Raw genomic sequence first — 20638 nt, 5'->3', positions numbered from 1 at the left:
TCCATGACGTGTAATCGATAGATATGGATAATCGTCGCCGTTGCAAGCCGGCCGCCCTCGCGCGGTGTTGTTTGTCTGGACGCCGCCCGGCGGTGAAAAGGAGTGGGTCATGACGTTGGCGCTGATCATCGCGCTGCCTTTCTTCGGGGTATTGCTGCCGCTGCTGGCTGAGCGTTTCGGCCGTACCGCCTGCGCTGCCGCCACTGGGCTGGTGCCGCTCGCGGGGTTGATCCTGCTGCTGGGCCAGCGCTCGGTGCTGGGTGGCGATCCGCACATCCAGCGCGTGGACTGGTTGCCGGAGCTGGGCCTGAACCTCAGCCTGCGTCTGGACGGCCTGGGCTTCCTGTTCGCCCTGCTGATCCTCGGCATCGGCCTGCTGGTGATCCTCTACGCCCGCTATTACCTGTCGGAGAAGGAGCCCGCCGGGCGCTTCTTCGCCTTCCTGCTGCTGTTCATGGGCGCCATGCTTGGTGTGGTGCTCAGCGAAAACCTGCTGCTGATGCTGGTGTTCTGGGAGCTGACCAGCCTGTCGTCGTTCCTGCTGATCGGCTTCTGGGGGCATCGCTCGGATGCGCGCAAGGGCGCGCGGATGGCGCTCGCGGTGACCGGTGGTGGCGGCCTCGCGCTGCTGGCCGGTATCCTGCTGATCGGCCATGTGGTTGGCAGCTTCGAACTCTCCACCGTGCTCGGCGCCCGCGAGGTGCTGCAGGCCAGCCCGCTGTTCCCGCTGGCGTTGTGCCTGGTGCTGCTGGGCGTGTTCACCAAATCCGCACAGTTCCCGTTCCACTTCTGGCTGCCCCATGCGATGGCGGCGCCGACGCCGGTGTCGGCTTACCTGCACTCGGCGACCATGGTGAAGGCCGGCGTCTTCCTGCTGGCGCGCCTGTATCCGCTGCTGTCGGGCAATGACCTGTGGTTCTACCTGGTCAGCCTGACCGGCCTGGCGACCCTGCTGATGGGCGCCTTCATCGCGCTGTTCCAGAATGACCTCAAGGGCCTGCTGGCGTATTCCACCATCAGCCACCTGGGCTTGATCACTTTGCTGTTCGGCCTGGATTCGCCCATGGCCAATGTCGCGGCGATCTTCCACATCATCAACCACGCCACCTTCAAGGCCTCGCTGTTCATGGCCGCCGGGATCATCGACCACGAGACCGGCAGCCGCGACATGCGTCGTATCAACGGCATGTGGAAGTACATGCCGCACACCGCCGTGCTGGCGATGGTGGCGTCGGCGTCGATGGCGGGCGTGCCGCTGCTCAACGGTTTCCTCAGCAAGGAAATGTTCTTCGGCGAGACCCTGGCGCAGAACATGATGGGCAGCTTCAACTGGCTGATCCCGGCGCTGGCCACCGTCGGCGCGCTGTTCTCGGTGAGCTATTCGGTGCGCTTTATCCACGACGTGTTCTTCAACGGCGAGCCGATCAATCTGCCCAACCCGCACCCCCACGAGCCGCCGCGCTACATGAAGGTGCCGGTGGAAATCCTCGTGCTGATCTGCCTGCTGGTCGGCATCATGCCGGGCATCATCGTCGGCCCGCTGCTGGCGGGAGCCGCCGCGTCGAGCCTGAACGGCGCGCTGCCCGAGTACAGCCTGGCGATCTGGCACGGCTTCAACGCGCCGCTGGCCATGAGCTTCGTCGCCACCGCCGGCGGCGTGTTGCTCTATGTGCTGCGCAAGCCGCTGTTCGACTGGTACGCCGGGCTGCCGGCGATGGATGCCAAGCTGGTATTCGAGCAGCAGGTACAGCGTGTGGTGCGCTTCGCCGCGCGCATCACCGGTTACCTGGAGAACGGCTCGCTGCAACGTTATTCGATGCTGCTGGTACTGGCCGCCGTGGTCGTCGTGTTCGCAGGTCTTGCGCCGTTGCCCGGCATCCAGGGCGACCGTGCACAGACGCCGCTGGACGGCATTACTGCGCTGGGCCTGGTGCTGCTGGCGATCGCCGGGCCGCTCACCGTCTGGTTCCACCGTCAGCGCCTGACTGCGCTGGTCATCCTCAGCATCGCCGGCCTGCTGGTGGCGCTGGCCTTCGCCCGCTTCGCTGCGCCGGACCTGGCGCTCACGCAGCTGTCGGTGGAAGTGGTGACGATGGTCCTGCTGATGCTGGCGCTCTACTACCTGCCGGCACGCACGCCGAAGACTTCCAGCAGCCTGCGCCGACTGCGCGATTTCCTGATCGCCCTGGGCGCCGGCCTGATGGTCACGCTGCTGACCTACGCCGTGCTGACTCGGCCGTACGACAGCATCGCCGGTTATTACCTGGAGAACAGCGTTTCGGGTGGCGGCGGGCACAACGTGGTGAACGTGATCCTGGTCGACTTCCGCGGTTTTGATACCCTCGGCGAGATCACCGTGCTGGCGATTGCCGCGGTTGGCATCTTCGCACTGCTCGACGGCCTGCGCCTGCTGCGCCGCGAGGGCGATGAAGAAGGCCGCGCCTGGGCGAAGGACCGCTTCCCGCCGATCCTTGCCACGCTGTCGCGCCTGCTGTTGCCGCTGGCACTGCTGGTCTCGGTGTTCATCTTCCTGCGCGGGCACAACCTGCCCGGCGGCGGCTTCATTGCCGGGCTGATCACGTCGGTCGCGCTGATCCTCCAGTACATCGCCTGCGGCAGCCGCTGGGTGAGCACGCGCCTGCCGCTGGACTACGGCCGTCTCGCTGGCCTCGGTGTGCTGATCGCCGGGCTCACCGGGTTGGGCGCCTGGTTCTTCGGCTTCCCGTTCCTCACCTCGGCGTTCGGCCATTTCCATATCCCGCTGGTGGGTGAGATCGAACTGGCCACTGCCATGCTGTTCGACCTGGGCGTGTACTTCACCGTGGTCGGTGCGACGCTATTGATCCTCTCGGGCCTTGGTTCGGTCACTGCACCACCGGAGCCGCTGTTGTCCAAGGAGGCGCCCTGATGGAAGCGCTGTTCGCCATCGCCCTCGGCCTGCTGACCGCCAGCGGCGTCTACCTGCTGCTGCGGGCGCGCACTTTTCCTGTCGTACTCGGGCTGACCCTGTTGTCCTACGCGGTGAACCTGTTCCTCTTCGCCATGGGCCGGCTGGCCGGCGACCCGGCGGTGATCGGCAAGGTCGCCAATGCCGGTGACCCGATCCCCCAGGCGTTGGTGTTGACCGCCATCGTCATCGGTTTCGCCATGACCGCCTTCGTCATCGTGCTGGCCCTGCGCGGGCTGGCGGATACCGGCGGCGATCATGTGGATGGCGGTGATGGCCACGAAGGAGAGCAGAGCCGATGAACCACTGGCTGATACTGCCCGTCCTGCTGCCGCTGTTCGCCGGCTGCGCGCTGCTGCTCATGGGTGAGCGCGCGCAGCGTGGGCTGTCGCTGCTCGCGACCCTGGCGTTGCTGCCGCTTTCCGCCGTATTGCTGCAACAGGCCGACAGCGGCGTTGTGCAGTTCTATGCGCTGGGCAACTGGCAGCCGCCGTTCGGCATCATCCTGGTGCTGGACCGCCTCAGCGCGCTGATGATCGCTGCCACCGCGCTGCTTGCCAGCCTCGCGCTGATCTACGCGGTGCGCGGGGATGACCGGCGCGGCAAACGTTTCCACGCACTGTTCCAGTTCCAGTTGCTCGGATTGAATGGCGCCTTCCTCACCGGCGACCTGTTCAACCTCTTCGTGTTCTTCGAAATCCTGCTGATCGCCTCCTATGCACTGCTGTTGCATGGTGGCGGGGCAGGGCGGGTGCGCGCGGGTGTGCATTACGTGGTGCTCAACCTGGTCGGCTCGGCGTTCTTTCTCATCGCCGTGGGCACGCTCTACGGCATCACCGGCACGCTGAACATGGCGCACATGGCCGAGCGCGTGGCGCAACTGAGCGCCGAGCAGGCGCCGCTGGTGCGGGCGGCTGCACTGTTGCTGCTGGTGGTGTTCGGCCTCAAGGCGGCGCTGCTGCCACTGTACTTCTGGTTGCCCAAAGCCTATGCCGAGGCCAGCGCGCCGGTGGCGGCGCTGTTCTCGATCATGACCAAGGTGGGCATCTATTCGATCCTGCGCGTGTACACGCTGATCTTCGGCGACCAGGCCGGCGAGCTGGCGAATCTGGCGCAGGCCTGGCTGTGGCCGCTGGCGCTGGCCGGTATCGCGGCCGGTGCGCTGGGTGCGCTGGCGGCGACCACGTTGCAGGGGCTGCTTTCGTACCTCGTGGTGGTCTCCGCCGGCACGCTGCTGGCGGCCATCGCGCTGGGCACGCCGGAGGCACTCTCTGCCGCACTCTATTACCTGCTGCACAGCATCTGGGTGGCGGGCGGCCTGTTCCTGCTCGCCGACCTGATCGCCCGCCAGCGCGGCGACAAAGGCGGCCAACTGGTCCGAGGGCCGGCCCTGTTGCAGCCGCACCTGCTGGGCGGGGCTTTCTTCTTCGGCGCCATTGCCGTCGCCGGCTTGCCGCCGCTGTCTGGTTTCCTCGGCAAGCTGATGCTGCTGCGCTCGGTGAGCGGTGGCAGCGAAGCCATCGTGCTCTGGAGCGTGGTGCTGGTCAGCGGGCTGGTGACCATCATCGCCCTGAGCCGCGCCGGCAGCACGCTGTTCTGGCGCACCGGGCTGAGCGTGCTGGGCAGTGCCGATCGTGAGCCGGTGAAGATGCTGGCGACCTTCGGCCTGCTGGCCAGCGCACCACTGATGGTGGTCGCCGCGCCGCCGCTGATCACTTATGCACAGGCCACGGCCGCGCAGTTGCTGGACGCCGGGCTCTACCGCCAGGCGATCCTGCTGGGAGGTGGCGTATGATCCGGCGCGTCCTACCACACCCGCTGCTCAGCGGCGTGCTGCTGCTGAGCTGGCTGCTGCTGGTCAACGATTTCTCCCTCGGCCACTGGCTGCTCGGCGCTTTCCTCGGCCTGAGCATTCCGCTGCTGTGCCGCAATCTGCTGCTGGCCGCGCCGCGCATCCAGCGGCCGGGCTTGCTGGTGCGTTTTATCGGCCTGGTGCTCTACGACATAGTCGTGGCCAACCTGCAGGTGGCGAAACTGGTGCTGGGGCCGAAGGCGAATCTGCGCCCGGGCTTCGTGGAAATACCGCTGGAGCTGACCGATGACCTGGCCATCAGCATCCTCGCCAGCGTCATCACCCTGACCCCGGGCACCTGTTCCGCTGACCTGTCCGCCGACCGTCGCACGCTGCTGGTCCACGGCATCGACGTACCCGATCCACAGGCGCTGGTGGCGGACATCAAGGCTCGCTATGAGGCGCCGCTGAAGGAGGTGTTCCCGTGCTCGGCATCGTGATCCCGATCTGCCTGGCGCTGCTGGGTATCGCCGTGCTGCTCACCGTGGCGCGGCTGATCCGCGGGCCGTCGGTGGCGGACCGCATCCTCGCGCTGGATACCCTGTCGATCAAAGCCATCGCGCTGATCGTGCTGTTCGGCATCTGGAAGGGCAGCGGCCTGTACTTCGAGGCGGCGCTGCTGATCGCGGTGATGGGCTTCGTCAGCACCGTGGCGCTGTGCAAGTTCCTCCTGCGGGGAGACATCATCGAATGATCATTGAAGCGTTGGTGTGCCTGCTGTTGCTGGCCGGCAGCCTGTTCGCCCTGCTTGGCGCCATCGGCCTGTACCGGTTGCCGGACTTCTACACGCGTCTGCATGCGCCGACCAAGGCCTCGACCCTCGGCGTGGGCGGAATCGTCCTGGCTTCGCTGCTGTATTTCAGCACGCGTGGCGAAGGCGTCAGCCTGCATGAAATCCTGATCACCGTGTTTCTCTTCATCACCGCGCCGGTGAGCGCGCACCTGCTGGCCAAGGCGGCGATGCAGCAGCGTGTGCCGGTGGAGCGGGGGACCAAGGGCAAGCCCTGGGACTGATCCCTGCCTGGCTGTAGCGGACCTTGTTCGCGATGCATTTGGGTTAGGAGTTCTGCGCCGCTTCGGCGTGCGTGGAGGTATTGGGTTTCGCCCCCTCGGGCGACCTACTTTGCCAAACGACGGATGGCCGCCCCACGCAAAGTAGGCAAAGGTCTTGCCCCAATCATCCGGTTTTTCGCTTAGGCGAAAAATTCCCTCGTTGAATCGAAGTTTCTGGGGCACGCCCCGACGGGCCATCCCTGGCCCATCGGGGCTCTCGCGACATCCATGTTGCTCAACCCCTGAAACTCCAAAAGTCTTTAAAAGCCAGGGGCGGGCGAGACATTGGCTCTTCGTAGGAGCGAGCTTGCTCGCGAACCGCACCAGCGCAGGAGCCGCCGGTGAGTTTGTTCGCGAGCAAGCTCGCTCCTACACAAAAGCCACAAGCCCATACAGTTTCCCTGTGATTCTGTACCTGTCGGCCGCCGGGGCGCGCCTCCTATACTCCGGGGACCTTTTGACTGGAGCGTCCCGTGCAGCAATCCCGGCCGTTCGCCCTCGCGTGCCTGGTGCTGGCCATGGCGCTCTGGGGCAGTTCGTTCATCGCGTTGAAATTCGCCTTCCAGGAAATGCCGGCGATGTGGGTGATCTTCGCCCGTATGGCGCTGGGCAGCCTGATCTTCCTCGCCGCCTGGCGCTGGCGCGGGCGCATCGACTACCGACCCGGCGACTGGAAGTGGCTACTGGCGCTGGCCGCCTGCGAGCCCTGCCTGTACTTCATCTTCGAGTCGCTGGCGCTGCAGCAGACCAGCGCGGCGCAGGCGGGAATGATCACCGCGCTGCTGCCCCTGCTGGTGGCGGTCGGAGCCTTCTTCCTGCTGCATGAGAAAATCGCCCGCAACACCTGGCTGGGTTTCGCCCTGGCGGTGCTTGGCTCGCTCTGGCTGACCCTGGCCAGCGAGCCGGACAGGCATGCGCCCAACCCGCTGCTGGGCAATTCCTACGAACTGCTGGCGATGCTCTGTGCCACCGGCTACACCCTGTTGCTCAAGCACCTGTCGGCACGCTATTCGCCCTTCATTCTGACCGCCATGCAGGCGTTCATCGGCTCGGTGTTCTTCCTGCCGCTGGCGCTGGGCACCTCCGGATTGCCGCCAGCGCCCGGCCCGACCGGCTGGTTCTCACTGATCTACCTGGGCAGTGTGGTCACCGTTGGCGCCTATGGTCTGTACAACTTCGGCGTCAGCCGCCTGCCGGCGAGCCAGGCGACCGGTTTCATCAACCTGATCCCGGTGTTCACCCTGATCTTTGCCGCACTGCTGCTGGGTGAGGTGCTCAGCGGTCAGCAGGCATTGGCCGCCGGCCTGGTGTTCGCCGGCGTCGCCCTCAGCCAGTGGCGCAGCGCACCGCCCACGTCGCCCGCCGGTGTGCTGGACTGAACCTATTGAACCGCTTGCCCTGCCAGGAGAACGACACCATGGCCGCCCAGGAACGCAGTTGGACCCGCGAGGCGATCCGCATCATCGAAGCGGATTTCCAGCGCAGCGCCGATACCCACCTGATCCCTCTGGACATGCCCGGCCTGCCGGGTGTGGACCTGTACTTCAAGGACGAATCCAGCCACCCCACCGGCAGCCTCAAGCACCGCCTGGCGCGCTCGCTGTTCCTCTATGCGCTGTGTAACGGCTGGCTGAAGCCGGGCGCTCCGGTGATCGAGGCGTCCAGTGGTTCGACGGCAATTTCCGAGGCCTATTTCGCGCGGCTGCTGGGCGTACCGTTCATTGCCGTGGTGCCGGCCAGCACCTCGAAGGAGAAGATCGCGCAGATTGCCTTCTATGGCGGCCAGAGCCATCTGGTGGATGACCCGACGCAGATCTACGCCGAGTCCGAGCGCCTGGCGAAGGAAACCGGCGGCCACTTCATGGACCAGTTCACCTACGCCGAGCGCGCCACCGACTGGCGGGCGAACAACAACATCGCCGAGTCGATCTTCCAGCAGATGCGCCATGAGCGTTTCCCCGAACCTTCCTGGCTGGTCTCCAGCCCCGGCACCGGCGGCACTCTGGCGACCCTGGGGCGCTTTGCCCGCTATCGCCGGCATGACACGCGGGTACTTTGCGCCGACGCCGAGCGCTCGGTGTTCTTCGATTCCTATAAAACCGGTGACCGCGATCTGACCCTGAGCTACGGCTCGCGCATCGAAGGCATCGGCCGCCCGCGCGTGGAAGCGTCGTTCCTGCCCAATGTGCTCGATGCCTGCTGCAAGGTGCCGGACGACCTGTCCCTGGCTGCCATGCATTACCTGGCGCAGCGCCTGGGGCGGCATGTCGGCGGCTCCAGCGGCACCAACCTGATTGGCGCGCTGCTGGTCGCGCGGCAGATGGTGGCGCGGCGCGAGAGCGGCTCGGTGGTGGCGATCCTCTGCGACAGCGGCGAGCGCTACGAGACCACCTACTACAACCCGCTGTGGCTGATTTCCCAAGGCTTCGACCTCGATCCGCTGATCGAGGCGGTGCGCCAGTGCGCCGAGCACGGCGCGGCGCTGCCCGGCGATCTGCCCTGTATCGGACTGGACTGATTCATCTGGAGCGAAGCATGAAGACCATTGGCCTGATCGGCGGCATGAGCTGGGAGTCGACCATTCCCTATTACCGACAGATCAACGAACGCATCAAGGAACGCCTGGGCGGGCTGCACTCGGCGAAGGTCGCGCTGTACAGCGTGGACTTCCACGAGATCGAGCGTCTGCAGCATGCCGGCGATTGGGACGCTGCCGGCCGTGTGCTGGCTGACGCGGCCCGCTCGCTGAAGGCGGCGGGCGCGGATTTCCTCGTGCTCTGTACCAACACCATGCACAAGGTGGCGCCGGCAATCGAGGCGGCCGTGGATATCCCGCTGCTGCATATCGCCGACCCGACCGCTGAGGCGATCCGTGCGGCTGGCGTTTCCACCGTCGGCCTGCTGGGCACGCGCTTCACCATGGAACAGGCGTTCTACAAGGATCGGCTGGTGGACAGGTTCGGGCTGAAGGTGCTGACCCCGAGCGAAGCCGACCGCCAGGTGGTGCACCGGGTCATCTATGAGGAGCTGTGCCTGGGGCGGATTCGCGACGAGTCGCGGGATGAGTACCAGCGCATTATCGCCGCACTGGTGGAGCAGGGCGCCGAGGCGGTGATCCTCGGCTGTACGGAGATTTCCCTGCTGGTCGGCCCGGCCGATGCCGCGGTGCCGCTGTTCGACACCACGGCACTGCACGCCCTGCACGCGGCCGACGCAGCCCTTTGAGGAGATACGACAGCATGAGCTTCATCAGCCTGAAGGTTCGCGCCGCATTCATCATGCATGGCTATGACGAGCAGAACCGCGAGGTGATCGAGCAGGTTTCCGACCCGGATTTCGTCGAGAAGCTGGTGCGCGTTGAGCGCATTCAGTCGATCAGCGAGAAGTACGTGCTGGTGACCGCCAGCGATGGCCGGCTGGCCTATTGGGAGTACGACGAGGAGTTCGCCGCACTCAAGGTACGGTTGGCGGCGGCGGGGCTGCTCGTTTGAATCAGCCGTGTGCGCAGGAGCGGACTCTGTCCGCGATGGCTCCGAATCGCGCGGATACCGATCGCGGACAGAGTCCGCTCCTACGCTGTCTGAAAACCTTGTGCGGGTCGATCAATCGCCGCTGGAACCGCCCGGATAGGCGCAGCCGCGCATGACCTTGTCGTCCAGGCGCAGTTCGGCCGAGAGGTTGCTCAGGGCGCCGCTCATGTTGTCCTGGCAGCGCGCCGGGGCGATCCACAGTTCGACCTTCTCGCCGTTGGCTTCGCTGGAGTAGCTGGTGCTGCCATCGGGTACACCTTCGGCGATATAGGGCAGCACCAGGGATTCTTTGCCCGGCTGCTCGATCAGCATGCCCTGGCTGTTCACCAGCACGCTCCAGCCCGGCTCGTTGCCGTGGGCGCGGACCACCGCGCGCTTGAAGTTCGGGTCGTCACAGCCGGCGCCTTCGTTCTGCAGGCGATAGACCTTGGCAACTTCCAGCTTGCCGTCGGTGCCCTGCGCACTGCTGCCGCTGAAGCTGCCGCGCAGGTCGGCGAACAGCGAGATGGCGCCGTCGTTGAACATCTCCAGCGCATCGCGGGGCAGGCCGGTGTTGCCGGTGTCCTCGATGCTGAAGCGGCGCTGCTCGGTGCAGCTGCGGAACACCAGCTTGCCGTCCAGCCTGCTCAGTTCGCCCTGCAGACGGGTGGAGGCGTTAAGATCGGTCTTGTCCGGCGTCCACACCTGGCAGGCGGCGAACAGGGGTAGCAGGCTGAAGAGGATGAAACGGCTGGATCGCATGAAACGGGCTCCCTCGAAAGTGGGCCCACGTTACCCAGCGAAGCCGGCCATCTCAAGGGCAATGCCACGAGCGAGGAGAATTTCGGATGATTCGTTGCAAGCGCGCCTACGAACCGGCGACCAAGGCCGATGGTCAGCGGGTGCTGGTGGACCGTCTCTGGCCACGGGGGATTCGCAAGGAAGACCTGTACATGGAGTACTGGGCCAAGGATGCCTCGCCGTCCAACGAATTGCGCCAGCGCTTCCACCATGATCCGAGTTTGTTCGAGGATTTCCGCAAGGCCTACCACGGCGAGCTGAACGCCCACCCGGAACACTGGATGGGCCTGCTGGACCTGGCGCGCAAGGGCACGCTGACGCTGCTCTATGCGGCCAGGGACGAGGAGCACAACAACGCCCGGGTGCTGGCGGAGTTCCTCGAGGATGAGCTGCAGAAGCAGGGGGAGGGAAGTTCGCCGGTGTGCTATGCCGGGAAGGCCGAGTAGGGGCGGTTCGCGAGCAAGCTCGCTCCTACAAGTCCCGGCGAAGGTTTTTCTGTAGGAGCGAGCTTGCTCGCGAACCAGGGCCAACGACTGACGGGCGTATAACGTTCGACGTTATACGCCGTTTGACCTGGCCTCCAGCGCGCTCCGAGTGGGCATTGGCAGCGCTATCGAGCCACGGATTATCGGCGTACAACCGCGAACGGTTGTACGCCCTACGTCAGCGGACGGGGTGGGGGCGTTGGTTTACCAGATCTTGTACACCTGACCGCTCTGCTTGCCTTCCACGCTGCGGGCGAAGCCCAGGGCGGCGTCGGCGGCCGGCACCGGCCTGAAGCCTCGGAAGAACGGTGCATAACCCTCCATCGACTCTACCAGCACGTTCGGGCTCACCGCGTTGATCCGCTGGCCACGCGGCAGTTCCAGGGCGGCGCTGCGAACGAAGCCTTCCACTGCGCCGTTGACCAGGCTGGCCGAGCTGCCCAGCACGATGGGCTGTTCGCTGAGGATGCCGGTGGTGAGGGTGAAGGAGGCGCCGTCGTTGGCGTACTGGCTGCCGATCAGCACCAGGTTCACCTGGCCCATCAGCTTGTCCTTCAGACCGATCGCCATTTCCGCTTCGCCCATTTCCGAGAGCGCACCGAAGTGCACCTTGCCGGCGGCGCTGATCAGCGCATCGAAGCCGCCAATCTGCTCGAACAGTGCGCGGATCGAGGCGCTGTCGGTGATGTCCACTCGGTAATCGCCGCTGTTGCGGCCGACGCGGATAATCTCGTGGCGCGGGGCCAGTTCGTTCGCGACCGCCTGGCCGAGTGTGCCGCTGGCGCCGATCAGGATGATTTTCATGAGGCTCTCCACTGAGTGGTTTGGCTGAAAGTGAATTCAGTCTAGAGTGGACTTCTGTTTTGATAATCAAGCCAATCGACAACATTTGGTTTTCATATGGAAACAATCGCCAGCGACCTGGAAGACCTTTCCGCCTTTGCCGTGCTGCTCGAATGCGGCAGCTTCACCCGCGCGGCAGAGAAGCTCGGCTGCAGCAAGGGGCAGCTGTCCAAACGGATTTCCGCGCTGGAGCAGGCGTTGGGTGCAACGCTGGTGCACCGCACCACCAGACGCCTGTCGCTGACCGCTGCCGGTGCCGCGCTGCTGCCTGAGGCCCAGGCGCTCAACGCCCAGGCTGCGCGGGCGCGGCAGGCGGTGCTGGCGTTGCAGGAAGAGGCTCAGGGCAAGGTGCGGCTGAGCGTGCCGGTGTCCCTGGGCGAGACCTTCTTCGATGCCTGGTTGATGGAATTTTCCCGCCAGTACCCGGACATTCGCCTGGAGCTTGACCTGTCCAACGATCGTCGCGACCTGGTCGCCGACGGATTCGACCTGGCGATCCGCTCAGGCAGCCTGGCGGTGGACGAGCGCCTGGTGGCGCGGCCGTTGTTCGCCTTGCAGGAGCTGACCTGCGCCACGCCGGCCTATCTCGCCAAACACGGCGCACCCGAAGTGCCGGCGGATCTGGCGCGGCATTCCTGTCTGCAGAACACCCACTATCAGGACAGCGACGTCTGGCTCTACCAGCGGCACCACGAGCTGTTTCGGGTGACGGTGAACGGCCTGCTGGCCAGCAACCACTACACCCTGCTGAAGAAGGCGGCGCTGGCCGGCGCGGGGATCAGCCGGCTGCCGTCCTACATGATTCAGCAGGAATTGGCTGATGGCAGCCTGGTCTGGCTGCTGCGCGACTACCAGACCCGGACCCAACCGGTGTTCCTCATCCACCCTTACCAGAGCCGCCTGCCACGTCGCACGCAGCTGCTGGCGGACTACCTGTTGCGCTGGTTCGAGCGCAGCCGGATGCAGTTGGTCGCCCTCGAGGGGTGACCGTGGATCGTTCAGCCTCGTTCAGCTTCGTTCAGCGATGGTTCAGAGAGGGTTCAGGGGAAGTTCAGGGACCGATCGTTAGGCTTTCACCATCACTTTTGAGAGCCTTCCGAGGACACCACCATGAACCGTTCCACTCTGCTGCTGACTGCCCTGTTCACCAGCGCCGCTCTGCTGAGCGGCTGCGCTTCCAACCTGTCGGGTTCTTCCTACTCCCGTGCTGACGCCCGCGCCGTACAGAACGTGCGCATGGGCACCGTCGAATCCCTGCGTCCGGTGCAGATCGAAGGCACCAAGACGCCCATCGGCACCCTGGCCGGCACGGCAATCGGCGGCATCGCCGGCAACTCCATCGGCGGTGGCCGCGGCAAGGCCATCACCACCATTCTCGGCGGCGTCGCTGGCGGCGCAGCGGGCTCGGCCGTGGAGGAGGGCATCACCCGCACCCAGGGCGTCGAGATCGTCGTTCGCGAGGACGATGGCGCTACCCGCGCCTATGTCCAGGCGGTCGACTCCCAGCAGTTCCGCGTTGGTGATCGTGTTCGCATCATGTCCGTCAACGGCGCCAGCCGCGTGACCCTTTGAGCTGACGCGGAGATCCCAGCATGCGCCGCCTGTTGATCGCTCTGTTGCTGACCGTCGGCTGTGGCACCGCCATGGCCGATGACGACGGAGGCTTCTGGTACCTGCAGACCAGCGTCTACACCACTCACTGGACCAACGATCCGGAGCACAACAACCACCAGGAACTGATCGGCCTGGAGCGCAACCGCGCCGATGGCATTGTCTGGGGCGGCGCGACCTTCAAGAATTCCTTCAGCCAGCGCTCCAACTATGTCTACGCCGGCAAGCGCTTCGACTGGGAAGGTACGCCGTTCTACGCCAAGGTCACCGGTGGCGCGTTGCAGGGCTATCGCGGCGACTACCGCGACAAGATTCCGCTGAACCGCTACGGCGTGGCCCCGGCGATCATTCCTTCGGTCGGGGCGCATCTGGGGCCGGTCGGTGCCGAATTCGTGGTACTGGGCGGCTCGGCGGCGATGGTCAATGTCGGCGTTCGCTTCTGACCTTTCTGTCAGTCGAAATGAAACGGGCCGCGATGCATGTGCATCGCGGCCCGCGTCGTTTCTGAAGGAGGAAAGTGTCAGGCGGTAACGTCCTTCAGTGCCTTGTCGAGGCAATCGATGAACAGCTCGGCGTGTTCCTGCTCGAAGGCCAGCAACGGGCGAATCTTCAGGATGTTCTCCAGCGGCCCTGCCGCGCTGATCAGTACCCCGCGTTCGCGCATCGCGTTGACCACCTGGCGGGTCTGGTTGGCGGCGGGAGTCTTGGCGGCGCGATCCGACACCAGCTCGACACCGAGGAACAGCCCCGCGCCGCGCACGTCGCCGATCAGCTCATGGCGCTCGGCCAACTGGCGGATGCCGTTGGCGAGGAAGGCGCCGATGCGTTGGGAACGCTCCTGCAGCTTCTCATCACGGATCACGTCGAGCACCGCCTGGGCCGCCGCGCAGGACACCGGGTTACCGCCGAAGGTGTTGAAGTAGCGCACTTCGCGGCCGAAGCTTTCGAGGATTTCCGGGCGCACCACCACGCCGGCGATGGGCTGGCCGTTGCCCATGGGTTTGCCGAGGGTGACGATGTCCGGTTGCACGCCGTGGCGCTGGAAGCCCCACATGGCGTCGCCGGTACGGGCGAAGCCGCTCTGCACTTCGTCGGCGATGTAGAGCAAACCTTCGTCCTGCGCGACCTTCACCGCTTCGGCGAGGAAGCCGGCCGGACCTGCCAGCACGCCGTCGCTGGCGAAGATGCCATCGAGCAGCAGTGCGGCGGGCTTGATGCCGTGGGCGCGCAGGTCGGCGATGGCGGCGCGTACGTCATCGGCGAACAGCTTGCCGACGTTCTCCGCACCCAGCCGATAGGCGTCCGGCGCAAGCACGGTGCGTGCGTGGGTGGGAAGGGTAATGCCGGCGCCGAGGGAGGGCGACAGCTCGGAAATGGTGCCGGTGACGCCGTGATAGGCGAAGCGGGTGATGATCACCCCGGTGCCGCCGGTGTACTGGCGGGCGATGCGCAGCGCGAGGTCGTTGGCCTCGCTGCCGGTGCAGGTGAACATCACCTGGTTCAGGCCGTCGGGGAAGGTGGCGAGCAGGTCTTCGGCGTAGTCGAGGATACCTTCCTGCAGGTAGCGGGTGTGGGTGTTGAGCAACGCGGCCTGCTCGGCGATGGCCTGCACCACGCGCGGGTGGCAATGGCCGATGGAGGCGACGTTGTTGTAGGCGTCGAGGTAGCGGTTGCCCTGGTTGTCGTAGAGCCACACGCCCTCGCCGCGCACGGTGTGCAGCGGGCGCTCGTAGAACAGCCGATAGGCCGGGCCGAGCAGGCGCGCGCGGCGCTCGATCAGGCGGCGTTCCTGTTCGCTCAGACGCTCGGCGTCGGCAGCGCTGAAGCCGTTGGGCATGGTCATGGACGGGGCTCCTCTTCTTTCTTGGCGACTCGACAGGCCGCGATGATCTGCTCTTGCGCCTGTTCTCGGCTGAGGCCGGCCAGCCCTTGCAGGCTCTGCCAGGCGTGGCGGGTGTTGCGCAGGATGTAGTCGCGGTTCTCGGGGTGCAGGCTGGCGCGCCAGGCGGTGATGCTCAGGGTCATGATCAGGCGCGTGGCGATCAGGTCGGCGAGGATTTCCTGTTCCTCGTCCAGCAGCGGGCAGCGGCGATGATAGGCGGCGATCATCTCGCAGGCGCTGGCCAGCGGTGCGTCCGGTTCGCCGACCTGGTAGGCGGCGGCGACACCGAGGTCGTTGATCAGTGGCGCGTGAACCATGTCGCCGAAGTCGAGAATGTTGCGTACCCGGTCCGGGTGCTGCGCGTCGACGATGACATTGTGCGGGTTCAGGTCGTTATGAATGACCTGGGTGCGCAGAGTGGCCTGGCGTGGCAGGGCGTGGCGCTCGAAGTTATCGAGGAACCGCTCGACCAGGGCGCGCTGATCGCGGTCTTCGATGTAGGTCAGCAGGTTGCGCAGACGCGAGGCGTGCTTGAGGTCCCAGAGCAGCTCATGGCCGGCGGTGGCGGGGTGCTCGAAGCCCTTGAGCGCCAGGCCGAGGCGGGCCAGGTCGTCGCCCAGGTTCTCACGCAGGGCGCGGCTGCGTTGCGGGACGCGGTGCAGTGGAACGCCGTCGACGAAGGAGAACAGCCGGGCAATCATCGGCTGGCCATCGACGGTGAGGGAAATCTGGTGTTCGCCGTTCAGCGAGGGATAGACGCGCTGCACTGCCAGCGTCGGGTCCAGGGCCTCGACGCGCAGCAGGGCGCGGGTCTGGAAGTCCACCACCTGCGGGTCTTCCAGCGGGTGGGAGAGCTTCAGCAGGCGGTCGTCGCCATGGCCGTGGGCGATGTGGAAGTTCAGGTCGCGTTCGCCGGCGAGGCGGTTCAGTGTGCCGCGCTGGCCGAAGAATTCGTCGGCGATGGCAGCGGCCTGGGCGTCGCTCACCTGAGCGGGGGCCGCTTCCAGCAGGTGATCGTGGACGGGAGCGGTGTTGAGGGGCACGGGTACATCTCCAGCAGGGTTCAGCGGGTACAACAAGGTTCAGCGGTAAACGGTCTTGCGGTGGCGCCCGCCCGGCGCAGCGCCGGGCGGGTGCGGCGGGCTTACTTGCTTGCCCAGGCGTTGAAGCGGGTTTCCAGTTCCTCGCCGTGGTCGATCCAGAACTCGGTGTCCATGGCGCGCGCGTTCTCCAGGTTCTGCGGCGCAGTGGGGAGCTTCGGCGCGATGGCGGCGTCGATCAGCGGAATGGTGTTCTTGTTGGTCGGGCCATAGGGGATGTTCTCGGCGAAGACCTTCTGGTGCTCAGGCTTGTTGGCCAGGGCGATGAACTGCTCGGCCAGGTCCTTCTTCGGGCTGCCTTTGACGATGGCCCAGTGGTCCAGGTCGTAGATGCTGCCGTTCCACTGGATGGCGAAGTCACGGCCTTCCTTCTGCGCGGTGGCGACGCGGCCGTTGTAGGCTGATGTCATTACCACGTCGCCAGCGGCCAGCCACTGCAGCGGTTGCGCGCCGGCTTCCCACCACTGGATGTACGGCTTGATCTCGTCGAGCTTCTTGAACGCGCGGTCCACGCCTTCCTTGGTGCCCAGCACCTTGTACAGGTCGGCCTGTTTCACGCCGTCGGCTTCCAGGGCGAATTCCAGGGTGAACTTGGCGCCACGGCGCAGGCCGCGCTTGCCCGGGTATTTCTTCACGTCCCAGAAGTCGGCCCAGCCGGTGGGCGCGCTGGCGAGCTTCTTGGCGTCGTAGGTGAGCACCGTGGACCAGATGAAGATGCCCACACCGCAATCGCTCACGGCGGCATCGAGGAAATCGCCCTGCTTGCCGAGCTTGGACCAGTCGAGCTGCTCGAACAGGCCTTCGCTGCAACCGCGCATCAGTTCCGGGGACTCCACCTCGACCACGTCCCAACTGGTCTTGCCGGTGTCGGCCATGACCTTGATCTTGGCCATCTCGCCGTTGTACTCGGCGCCCTGGACAGTGACCTTGGCCTGCTGCTCGAAGGGTTTGTAGAAGGCCTTTTCCTGGGCCACCTTGTTGTCGCCACCGAAGGACACCACGGTCAGTGTCTCGGCGTGGAGCTGGGCGGCGCCGCCGGCCAACATCATCAGCGCTATGGCTTTCTTGAACATGCGATGACTCCTGAGCGGGCCAATCCGGCCCATGAATAAGAGGGCAGCTTCAAGAGTGGGGCGATGCGCCGGACCAAGCTGGAAGGCCGGCTGGCAGTGCCCTCGGACATCAGGGAGAGGAACGGGCGGAACGGGTGAAGTCGATCATGGGAAGTTGCTCCGTTTCTTGTTGTTGTTCGGATAGCTGGTTGGAGGACCAAGCTGGGCCGATTAAAACATCTTCCAAAACATGATGCATCATGTTTTTATTGGCGCCATTGGTCCACGGACGCAAACGAACAGCGCGCACTTGATAAAGGGAATGCATCTATGAACCAGACCCGTACCTTGCTTCTCACCGGCGCCAGCCGCGGCATCGGCCATGCCACGGTGAAGCATTTCAACGCCGCCGGCTGGCGCGTGTTCACCGCCTCGCGCCAGGACTGGAGCGCTGAATGCCCCTGGGCAGAAGGGCTGATCAACCACATCCACCTGGACCTGGAGGACATCGACAGTGTCCAGGCCAGCCTGCCGATGATCCGCGAGAAGCTTGGTGGCTCGCTGCACGCCCTGGTGAACAACGCCGGCATTTCGCCCAAGGGCCCGGAAGGTGAACGCCTGGGCGTGCTGGGCAGTGACTACGCGACCTGGTTGAAGGTGTTCAATGTCAACCTGTTCTCCACCGCGCTGCTGGCCCGCGGCCTGTTCGATGAACTGAAGGCGGCCAAGGGCTCGGTGATCAACGTCACCTCTATCGCCGGTTCCCGCGTACACCCGTTCGCCGGTGCCGCCTACGCCTGCTCGAAAGCCGCACTGGCGGCCCTGACCCGCGAGATGGCCCACGACTTCGGCCCGCACGGCGTTCGGGTGAACGCGATTGCGCCAGGGGAGATCGATACGGCCATCCTGTCCTCGGGCACCGAGCTGATCGTCGAGCGCGACATTCCCATGCACCGCCTGGGCAAGCCAGAGGAAGTCGCATCGCTCATCCACTTCCTCTGCACCAGCGGCGCGTCCTACGTGAACGGCGCGGAAATTCATGTCAACGGCGGGCAGCATGTGTGAAACCGGCTGGCATTCGGCGCGATCAGCGACCATCATGCGCGCCCGAATTCCGCACCACGCGATGAGACGGCCATGAACTACCCGATCGAAGGGCTCAATCATTCCTACCTGGGCAGTGGCGTGTACGCGCTGCTGCGCGAGGCGCTGATCACCGGCCGTTTCAAGCCGGATGATCGCCTGCGCATCCGTGACCTGGCCCAGCAGTTGGGCACCAGCGTCACCCCGGTGCGCGACGCCATCCTGCAACTGGCCAAGGAGCAGGCGCTGGTCCTCAAGACGCCGCGGGATATCCGCGTGCCGTTGCTGACGCGTGAGCAGTACCTGGAGATCCGCAGCATCCGCGTGGCGCTCGAAGGCCTTGCCGCCGAAACCGCCGCCGAACGCGCCAGCGGCGGGCAGCTCGACGAGTTGGAGGCCAATATTCGCGAGAATCTCGACGCGATACACGCCGATGACCTGGTGCTGGCGCTCAAGCTCAACCAGGCCTTCCACTTCGCCCTGGCCGACATCGCCGGCATGCCGCTGCTGCGCGCCTTCCTCGACAGCCTGTGGATGCGTACCGGCCCGCTGATCGCCCAGGCCTATGCCGACTTCAACGAACGCATGGCCATCGAGCACCACTGGGACGTTCTGCGCGCCCTGCGCGAGCGCAATGGCGCCGCTGCCCGCGAGGCTATCCACGCCGACCTGCTGGACGGCAGCGAGAAGATGCTGGAGTTCATCGCCCAGAACGAAGAGCCGGAGCAGGAAGCGGGCTGACCGACCTCGGCGCGCGGATGTCAGACCGGCCGTCTTGCAGGAGCGAGCTTGCTCGCGAACCACTTGGCGCGGAGGTAGTCGGCGAAATCCTTCGCGAGCAAGCTCGCTCCTACAGGCTCACTGTCGACGCGTTTCACTTCTTCAGGCAGCGCCACCGCTTTGGGTAGGCGAATGGCCTGGCTGCGATTGCTCTGGAAAATGGAGCCTTGTCCCATGACAGACCTCCAGTGAAAGAGGAGGCCTGGCTGTAGGAGCGAGCTTGCTCGCGAACCGCTTGGCGCGGAGGTAGTCGGCGAAGTCCTTCGCGAGCAAGCTCGCTCCTACAAGTCTCGTGTCAGACCGCGCCGTCCTTGCGCAGCGCCGCGATGGCGGCTGCGTCGTAACCCAATCCGGAAAGCACTTCGTCCGTATGCTCGCCCAGCTTGGGCCCGATCCACTCGGCGCTGCCGGGCGTGTCGGAGAGCTTGGGGACGATGCCGGGCATGCGGAAAGGCTTGCCGTCCGGCAACTTGGCCGAGAGGAACATCTCACGGGCGAGGAATTGCGGGTCGCTGAACATGTCCTCGGCGGAGAAGATGCGGCTGGCCGGCACTTCGGCTTCGTTGAGCACCTTGAGCACGGTGTCCAGCGATTCGGAGCGCGCCCAGCGGTCGATGATGCCGTAGAGCTCGTCACGCCGCGCATCGCGGCCGTCGTTGCTGGCCAGGGTCGGGTCTTCGGCGAGATCGAGGCGGCCGATGGCGGTCATGAAGCGGCGGAAGATGGCGTCGCCGTTGGCGGCGATCTGCACGTGCTTGCCGTCGGCCGTGGTGTGCACGGAGGAGGGGGTGATGCCGGGCATGATGTTGCCGGTGCGTTCGCGGATGAAGCCGAACACGTCGAACTCCGGAACCATGGACTCCATCATGGCGAATACCGCCTCGTAGAGCGCCACGTCCACCACCTGGCCGGCGCCGCCGTTCACCTCGCGGTGACGCAGTGCCATCAGCGCACCGATCACGCCCCATAGCGCGGCGATGGAGTCGCCGATGGAAATGCCGGTGCGTACCGGCGGGCGGTCCTCGAAACCGGTGATGTAACGCAGCCCGCCCATGGACTCGCCCACAGCGCCGAAGCCCGGCTGGTCCTTGTAGGGGCCGCTCTGGCCGAAGCCGGACAGGCGCACCATCACCAGTTTCGGATTCAGCGCGTGGATCACGTCCCAGCCCAGGCCGAGTTTTTCCAGCACGCCGGGGCGGAAGTTCTCGATCAGGATGTCCGCTTCGGCCAGCAGCTTCTTCAGCACCTCGCGGCCGGACTCGTGCTTGAGGTTCAGGGTCAGCGAACGCTTGTTGCGCGCCTGCACGAACCACCACAGCGAGGTGCCCTCGTAGAGCTTGCGCCACTTGCGCAGCGGATCGCCGCCATCGGGCGACTCGACCTTGATGACTTCGGCGCCGAATTCCGCGCACAGGCGTGAGGCGAAGGGGCCGGCGATCAGAGTGCCGAGTTCGATGACCTTGAGGCCGGCGAGGGGTTTGGCGGTGCTGTTCATCGGTCTGTCCGATCAGAGAGGAATCGCCGGACTCTAACGCTTGTGCGGCGCTTCGAACAGGCCGCCGGGCAGACGCCTGGCAACGGCGCTTTGCGCCGACCTTTGGCACGCGTAGAGTAGCGACATTCAAGGATGTTTCTTACCT

The 20638-nt window shown here is 65.4% G+C and carries 24 protein-coding genes; 16 read left to right on the top strand and 8 right to left on the bottom strand.

The window, feature by feature from the left end; genetic code table 11:
• Positions 1–109: 109 nt before the first annotated feature.
• The 10 genes from AC2T4A_RS25960 (at position 110) to AC2T4A_RS25915 (ending at position 9343) form a co-directional block, all read left to right on the top strand.
• Complete coding sequence (locus AC2T4A_RS25960; protein ID WP_486742130.1) at positions 110–2908, top strand: monovalent cation/H+ antiporter subunit A; 2799 nt, start codon at positions 110–112, stop codon at positions 2906–2908.
• Positions 2908–3249: a Na+/H+ antiporter subunit C gene (locus tag AC2T4A_RS25955; protein WP_205339531.1), complete on the top strand. Its 342-nt coding sequence runs from the start codon at positions 2908–2910 to the stop codon at positions 3247–3249. The genes AC2T4A_RS25960 and AC2T4A_RS25955 overlap by 1 nt, the downstream gene beginning before the upstream one ends.
• The gene (locus AC2T4A_RS25950) at positions 3246–4742 is read left to right on the top strand and encodes a monovalent cation/H+ antiporter subunit D (RefSeq protein ID WP_478377039.1); all 1497 of its coding nucleotides are present in this window, start codon (positions 3246–3248) and stop codon (positions 4740–4742) included. Before AC2T4A_RS25955 ends, AC2T4A_RS25950 begins: the two co-directional genes overlap by 4 nt.
• Complete coding sequence (locus AC2T4A_RS25945; RefSeq protein WP_478377038.1) at positions 4739–5239, top strand: Na+/H+ antiporter subunit E; 501 nt, start codon at positions 4739–4741, stop codon at positions 5237–5239. The genes AC2T4A_RS25950 and AC2T4A_RS25945 overlap by 4 nt, the downstream gene beginning before the upstream one ends.
• Complete coding sequence (locus AC2T4A_RS25940) at positions 5224–5493, top strand: K+/H+ antiporter subunit F (protein ID WP_416748031.1); 270 nt, start codon at positions 5224–5226, stop codon at positions 5491–5493. The genes AC2T4A_RS25945 and AC2T4A_RS25940 overlap by 16 nt, the downstream gene beginning before the upstream one ends.
• Positions 5490–5813, top strand: coding sequence for a Na+/H+ antiporter subunit G (locus AC2T4A_RS25935; RefSeq protein WP_416748033.1), 324 nt, complete (start codon positions 5490–5492; stop codon positions 5811–5813). Before AC2T4A_RS25940 ends, AC2T4A_RS25935 begins: the two co-directional genes overlap by 4 nt.
• A 557-nt stretch (positions 5814–6370) precedes the next feature.
• A complete protein-coding gene (locus tag AC2T4A_RS25930; RefSeq protein WP_486743733.1) occupies positions 6371–7231 on the top strand; it encodes a DMT family transporter in 861 nt (286 codons plus the stop codon).
• Between the two features lie 38 nt (positions 7232–7269).
• Positions 7270–8370 carry a PLP-dependent cysteine synthase family protein gene (locus AC2T4A_RS25925; protein WP_416748037.1) on the top strand — a complete coding sequence of 367 codons (1101 nt, stop codon included), beginning with the start codon at positions 7270–7272 and terminating at the stop codon, positions 8368–8370.
• A gap of 17 nt (positions 8371–8387) precedes the next feature.
• The gene (locus AC2T4A_RS25920; protein WP_416748039.1) at positions 8388–9077 is read left to right on the top strand and encodes an aspartate/glutamate racemase family protein; all 690 of its coding nucleotides are present in this window, start codon (positions 8388–8390) and stop codon (positions 9075–9077) included.
• Positions 9078–9091: 14 nt separating this feature from the next.
• Positions 9092–9343, top strand: a complete 252-nt coding sequence (locus AC2T4A_RS25915) for a hypothetical protein (protein WP_478377035.1) — start codon at positions 9092–9094, stop codon at positions 9341–9343.
• Between the two features lie 111 nt (positions 9344–9454).
• Here AC2T4A_RS25915 and AC2T4A_RS25910 read toward each other — a convergent pair whose 3' ends face one another.
• The gene (locus AC2T4A_RS25910) at positions 9455–10123 is read right to left on the bottom strand and encodes a COG3650 family protein (RefSeq protein ID WP_416748043.1); all 669 of its coding nucleotides are present in this window, start codon (positions 10121–10123) and stop codon (positions 9455–9457) included.
• Positions 10124–10209: 86 nt separating this feature from the next.
• Between AC2T4A_RS25910 and AC2T4A_RS25905 the strand changes: the two genes are divergently transcribed.
• Positions 10210–10608 carry a DUF488 domain-containing protein gene (locus AC2T4A_RS25905; protein ID WP_416748045.1) on the top strand — a complete coding sequence of 133 codons (399 nt, stop codon included), beginning with the start codon at positions 10210–10212 and terminating at the stop codon, positions 10606–10608.
• Positions 10609–10851: 243 nt separating this feature from the next.
• On the opposite strand, the gene AC2T4A_RS25900 is transcribed toward AC2T4A_RS25905, so the two are convergent.
• Entirely contained in the window at positions 10852–11451 is a 600-nt protein-coding gene (locus tag AC2T4A_RS25900) for a short chain dehydrogenase (RefSeq protein ID WP_416748046.1), read from the bottom strand.
• A gap of 96 nt (positions 11452–11547) precedes the next feature.
• On the opposite strand from AC2T4A_RS25900, the gene AC2T4A_RS25895 reads away from it, so the two are divergent.
• The 3 genes from AC2T4A_RS25895 (at position 11548) to AC2T4A_RS25885 (ending at position 13544) form a co-directional block, all read left to right on the top strand.
• Complete coding sequence (locus tag AC2T4A_RS25895; RefSeq protein WP_486742129.1) at positions 11548–12477, top strand: LysR family transcriptional regulator; 930 nt, start codon at positions 11548–11550, stop codon at positions 12475–12477.
• A gap of 123 nt (positions 12478–12600) precedes the next feature.
• Positions 12601–13062: an outer membrane lipoprotein gene (locus AC2T4A_RS25890; protein ID WP_416748050.1), complete on the top strand. Its 462-nt coding sequence runs from the start codon at positions 12601–12603 to the stop codon at positions 13060–13062.
• Positions 13063–13082: 20 nt separating this feature from the next.
• Positions 13083–13544 (top strand): sn-glycerol-3-phosphate transporter, encoded by a 462-nt coding sequence (locus AC2T4A_RS25885; protein ID WP_416748051.1) that lies wholly within the window; start codon positions 13083–13085, stop codon positions 13542–13544.
• 77 nt (positions 13545–13621) lie between these two features.
• Here the strand turns inward: AC2T4A_RS25885 and AC2T4A_RS25880 are convergent, their stop codons facing one another.
• The 4 genes from AC2T4A_RS25880 to AC2T4A_RS25865 form a co-directional block, all read right to left on the bottom strand.
• Positions 13622–14944: an aspartate aminotransferase family protein gene (locus AC2T4A_RS25880; RefSeq protein ID WP_486742128.1), complete on the bottom strand. Its 1323-nt coding sequence runs from the start codon at positions 14942–14944 to the stop codon at positions 13622–13624.
• The gene (locus AC2T4A_RS25875) at positions 14941–16026 is read right to left on the bottom strand and encodes a phosphotransferase (protein WP_416748053.1); all 1086 of its coding nucleotides are present in this window, start codon (positions 16024–16026) and stop codon (positions 14941–14943) included. Before AC2T4A_RS25875 ends, AC2T4A_RS25880 begins: the two co-directional genes overlap by 4 nt.
• A 101-nt stretch (positions 16027–16127) precedes the next feature.
• Positions 16128–17156 (bottom strand): ABC transporter substrate-binding protein, encoded by a 1029-nt coding sequence (locus tag AC2T4A_RS25870; RefSeq protein ID WP_416748055.1) that lies wholly within the window; start codon positions 17154–17156, stop codon positions 16128–16130.
• A gap of 109 nt (positions 17157–17265) precedes the next feature.
• A complete protein-coding gene (locus AC2T4A_RS25865) occupies positions 17266–17463 on the bottom strand; it encodes a hypothetical protein (protein WP_416748057.1) in 198 nt (65 codons plus the stop codon).
• A gap of 2 nt (positions 17464–17465) precedes the next feature.
• Here AC2T4A_RS25865 and AC2T4A_RS25860 point away from each other — a divergent pair, with 2 nt between their 5' ends.
• Both AC2T4A_RS25860 and AC2T4A_RS25855 read left to right on the top strand, forming a co-directional pair.
• Positions 17466–18200, top strand: coding sequence for an SDR family NAD(P)-dependent oxidoreductase (locus tag AC2T4A_RS25860; protein WP_024765199.1), 735 nt, complete (start codon positions 17466–17468; stop codon positions 18198–18200).
• A gap of 72 nt (positions 18201–18272) precedes the next feature.
• The gene (locus AC2T4A_RS25855; RefSeq protein ID WP_416748059.1) at positions 18273–18959 is read left to right on the top strand and encodes a GntR family transcriptional regulator; all 687 of its coding nucleotides are present in this window, start codon (positions 18273–18275) and stop codon (positions 18957–18959) included.
• Between the two features lie 20 nt (positions 18960–18979).
• On the opposite strand, the gene AC2T4A_RS25850 is transcribed toward AC2T4A_RS25855, so the two are convergent.
• Together AC2T4A_RS25850 and AC2T4A_RS25845 are read right to left on the bottom strand one after the other, a co-directional pair.
• Entirely contained in the window at positions 18980–19174 is a 195-nt protein-coding gene (locus AC2T4A_RS25850) for an AbrB/MazE/SpoVT family DNA-binding domain-containing protein (protein WP_486742127.1), read from the bottom strand.
• A 119-nt stretch (positions 19175–19293) separates the two neighbouring features.
• On the bottom strand, positions 19294–20493 hold the full coding sequence (locus AC2T4A_RS25845) for a CaiB/BaiF CoA transferase family protein (RefSeq protein ID WP_416748063.1): 1200 nt from the start codon (positions 20491–20493) through the stop codon (positions 19294–19296).
• Positions 20494–20638: the final 145 nt, after the last annotated feature.

This window comes from Pseudomonas sp. PVC-3-1 (genome assembly GCF_057444315.1).
Note: the sequence above shows the minus strand (reverse complement) of the source record. Positions and strands in the feature narration are given on the sequence as shown.

What these genes read in the sequence shown, in the direction of transcription:
- AC2T4A_RS25960 (WP_486742130.1), top strand. Translation starts at nt 110, where the DNA reads ATGACGTTGGCGCTGATCATCGCGCTGCCTTTCTTCGGGGTATTGCTG.
- AC2T4A_RS25955 (WP_205339531.1), top strand. Translation starts at nt 2,908, where the DNA reads ATGGAAGCGCTGTTCGCCATCGCCCTCGGCCTGCTGACCGCCAGCGGC.
- AC2T4A_RS25950 (WP_478377039.1), top strand. Translation starts at nt 3,246, where the DNA reads ATGAACCACTGGCTGATACTGCCCGTCCTGCTGCCGCTGTTCGCCGGC.
- AC2T4A_RS25945 (WP_478377038.1), top strand. Translation starts at nt 4,739, where the DNA reads ATGATCCGGCGCGTCCTACCACACCCGCTGCTCAGCGGCGTGCTGCTG.
- AC2T4A_RS25935 (WP_416748033.1), top strand. Translation starts at nt 5,490, where the DNA reads ATGATCATTGAAGCGTTGGTGTGCCTGCTGTTGCTGGCCGGCAGCCTG.
- AC2T4A_RS25930 (WP_486743733.1), top strand. Translation starts at nt 6,371, where the DNA reads ATGGCGCTCTGGGGCAGTTCGTTCATCGCGTTGAAATTCGCCTTCCAG.
- AC2T4A_RS25925 (WP_416748037.1), top strand. Translation starts at nt 7,270, where the DNA reads ATGGCCGCCCAGGAACGCAGTTGGACCCGCGAGGCGATCCGCATCATC.
- AC2T4A_RS25920 (WP_416748039.1), top strand. Translation starts at nt 8,388, where the DNA reads ATGAAGACCATTGGCCTGATCGGCGGCATGAGCTGGGAGTCGACCATT.
- AC2T4A_RS25915 (WP_478377035.1), top strand. Translation starts at nt 9,092, where the DNA reads ATGAGCTTCATCAGCCTGAAGGTTCGCGCCGCATTCATCATGCATGGC.
- AC2T4A_RS25910 (WP_416748043.1), bottom strand. Translation starts at nt 10,123, where the DNA reads ATGCGATCCAGCCGTTTCATCCTCTTCAGCCTGCTACCCCTGTTCGCC.
- AC2T4A_RS25905 (WP_416748045.1), top strand. Translation starts at nt 10,210, where the DNA reads ATGATTCGTTGCAAGCGCGCCTACGAACCGGCGACCAAGGCCGATGGT.
- AC2T4A_RS25900 (WP_416748046.1), bottom strand. Translation starts at nt 11,451, where the DNA reads ATGAAAATCATCCTGATCGGCGCCAGCGGCACACTCGGCCAGGCGGTC.
- AC2T4A_RS25895 (WP_486742129.1), top strand. Translation starts at nt 11,548, where the DNA reads ATGGAAACAATCGCCAGCGACCTGGAAGACCTTTCCGCCTTTGCCGTG.
- AC2T4A_RS25890 (WP_416748050.1), top strand. Translation starts at nt 12,601, where the DNA reads ATGAACCGTTCCACTCTGCTGCTGACTGCCCTGTTCACCAGCGCCGCT.
- AC2T4A_RS25885 (WP_416748051.1), top strand. Translation starts at nt 13,083, where the DNA reads ATGCGCCGCCTGTTGATCGCTCTGTTGCTGACCGTCGGCTGTGGCACC.
- AC2T4A_RS25880 (WP_486742128.1), bottom strand. Translation starts at nt 14,944, where the DNA reads ATGACCATGCCCAACGGCTTCAGCGCTGCCGACGCCGAGCGTCTGAGC.
- AC2T4A_RS25870 (WP_416748055.1), bottom strand. Translation starts at nt 17,156, where the DNA reads ATGTTCAAGAAAGCCATAGCGCTGATGATGTTGGCCGGCGGCGCCGCC.
- AC2T4A_RS25865 (WP_416748057.1), bottom strand. Translation starts at nt 17,463, where the DNA reads ATGCATTCCCTTTATCAAGTGCGCGCTGTTCGTTTGCGTCCGTGGACC.
- AC2T4A_RS25860 (WP_024765199.1), top strand. Translation starts at nt 17,466, where the DNA reads ATGAACCAGACCCGTACCTTGCTTCTCACCGGCGCCAGCCGCGGCATC.
- AC2T4A_RS25855 (WP_416748059.1), top strand. Translation starts at nt 18,273, where the DNA reads ATGAACTACCCGATCGAAGGGCTCAATCATTCCTACCTGGGCAGTGGC.
- AC2T4A_RS25850 (WP_486742127.1), bottom strand. Translation starts at nt 19,174, where the DNA reads ATGGGACAAGGCTCCATTTTCCAGAGCAATCGCAGCCAGGCCATTCGC.
- AC2T4A_RS25845 (WP_416748063.1), bottom strand. Translation starts at nt 20,493, where the DNA reads ATGAACAGCACCGCCAAACCCCTCGCCGGCCTCAAGGTCATCGAACTC.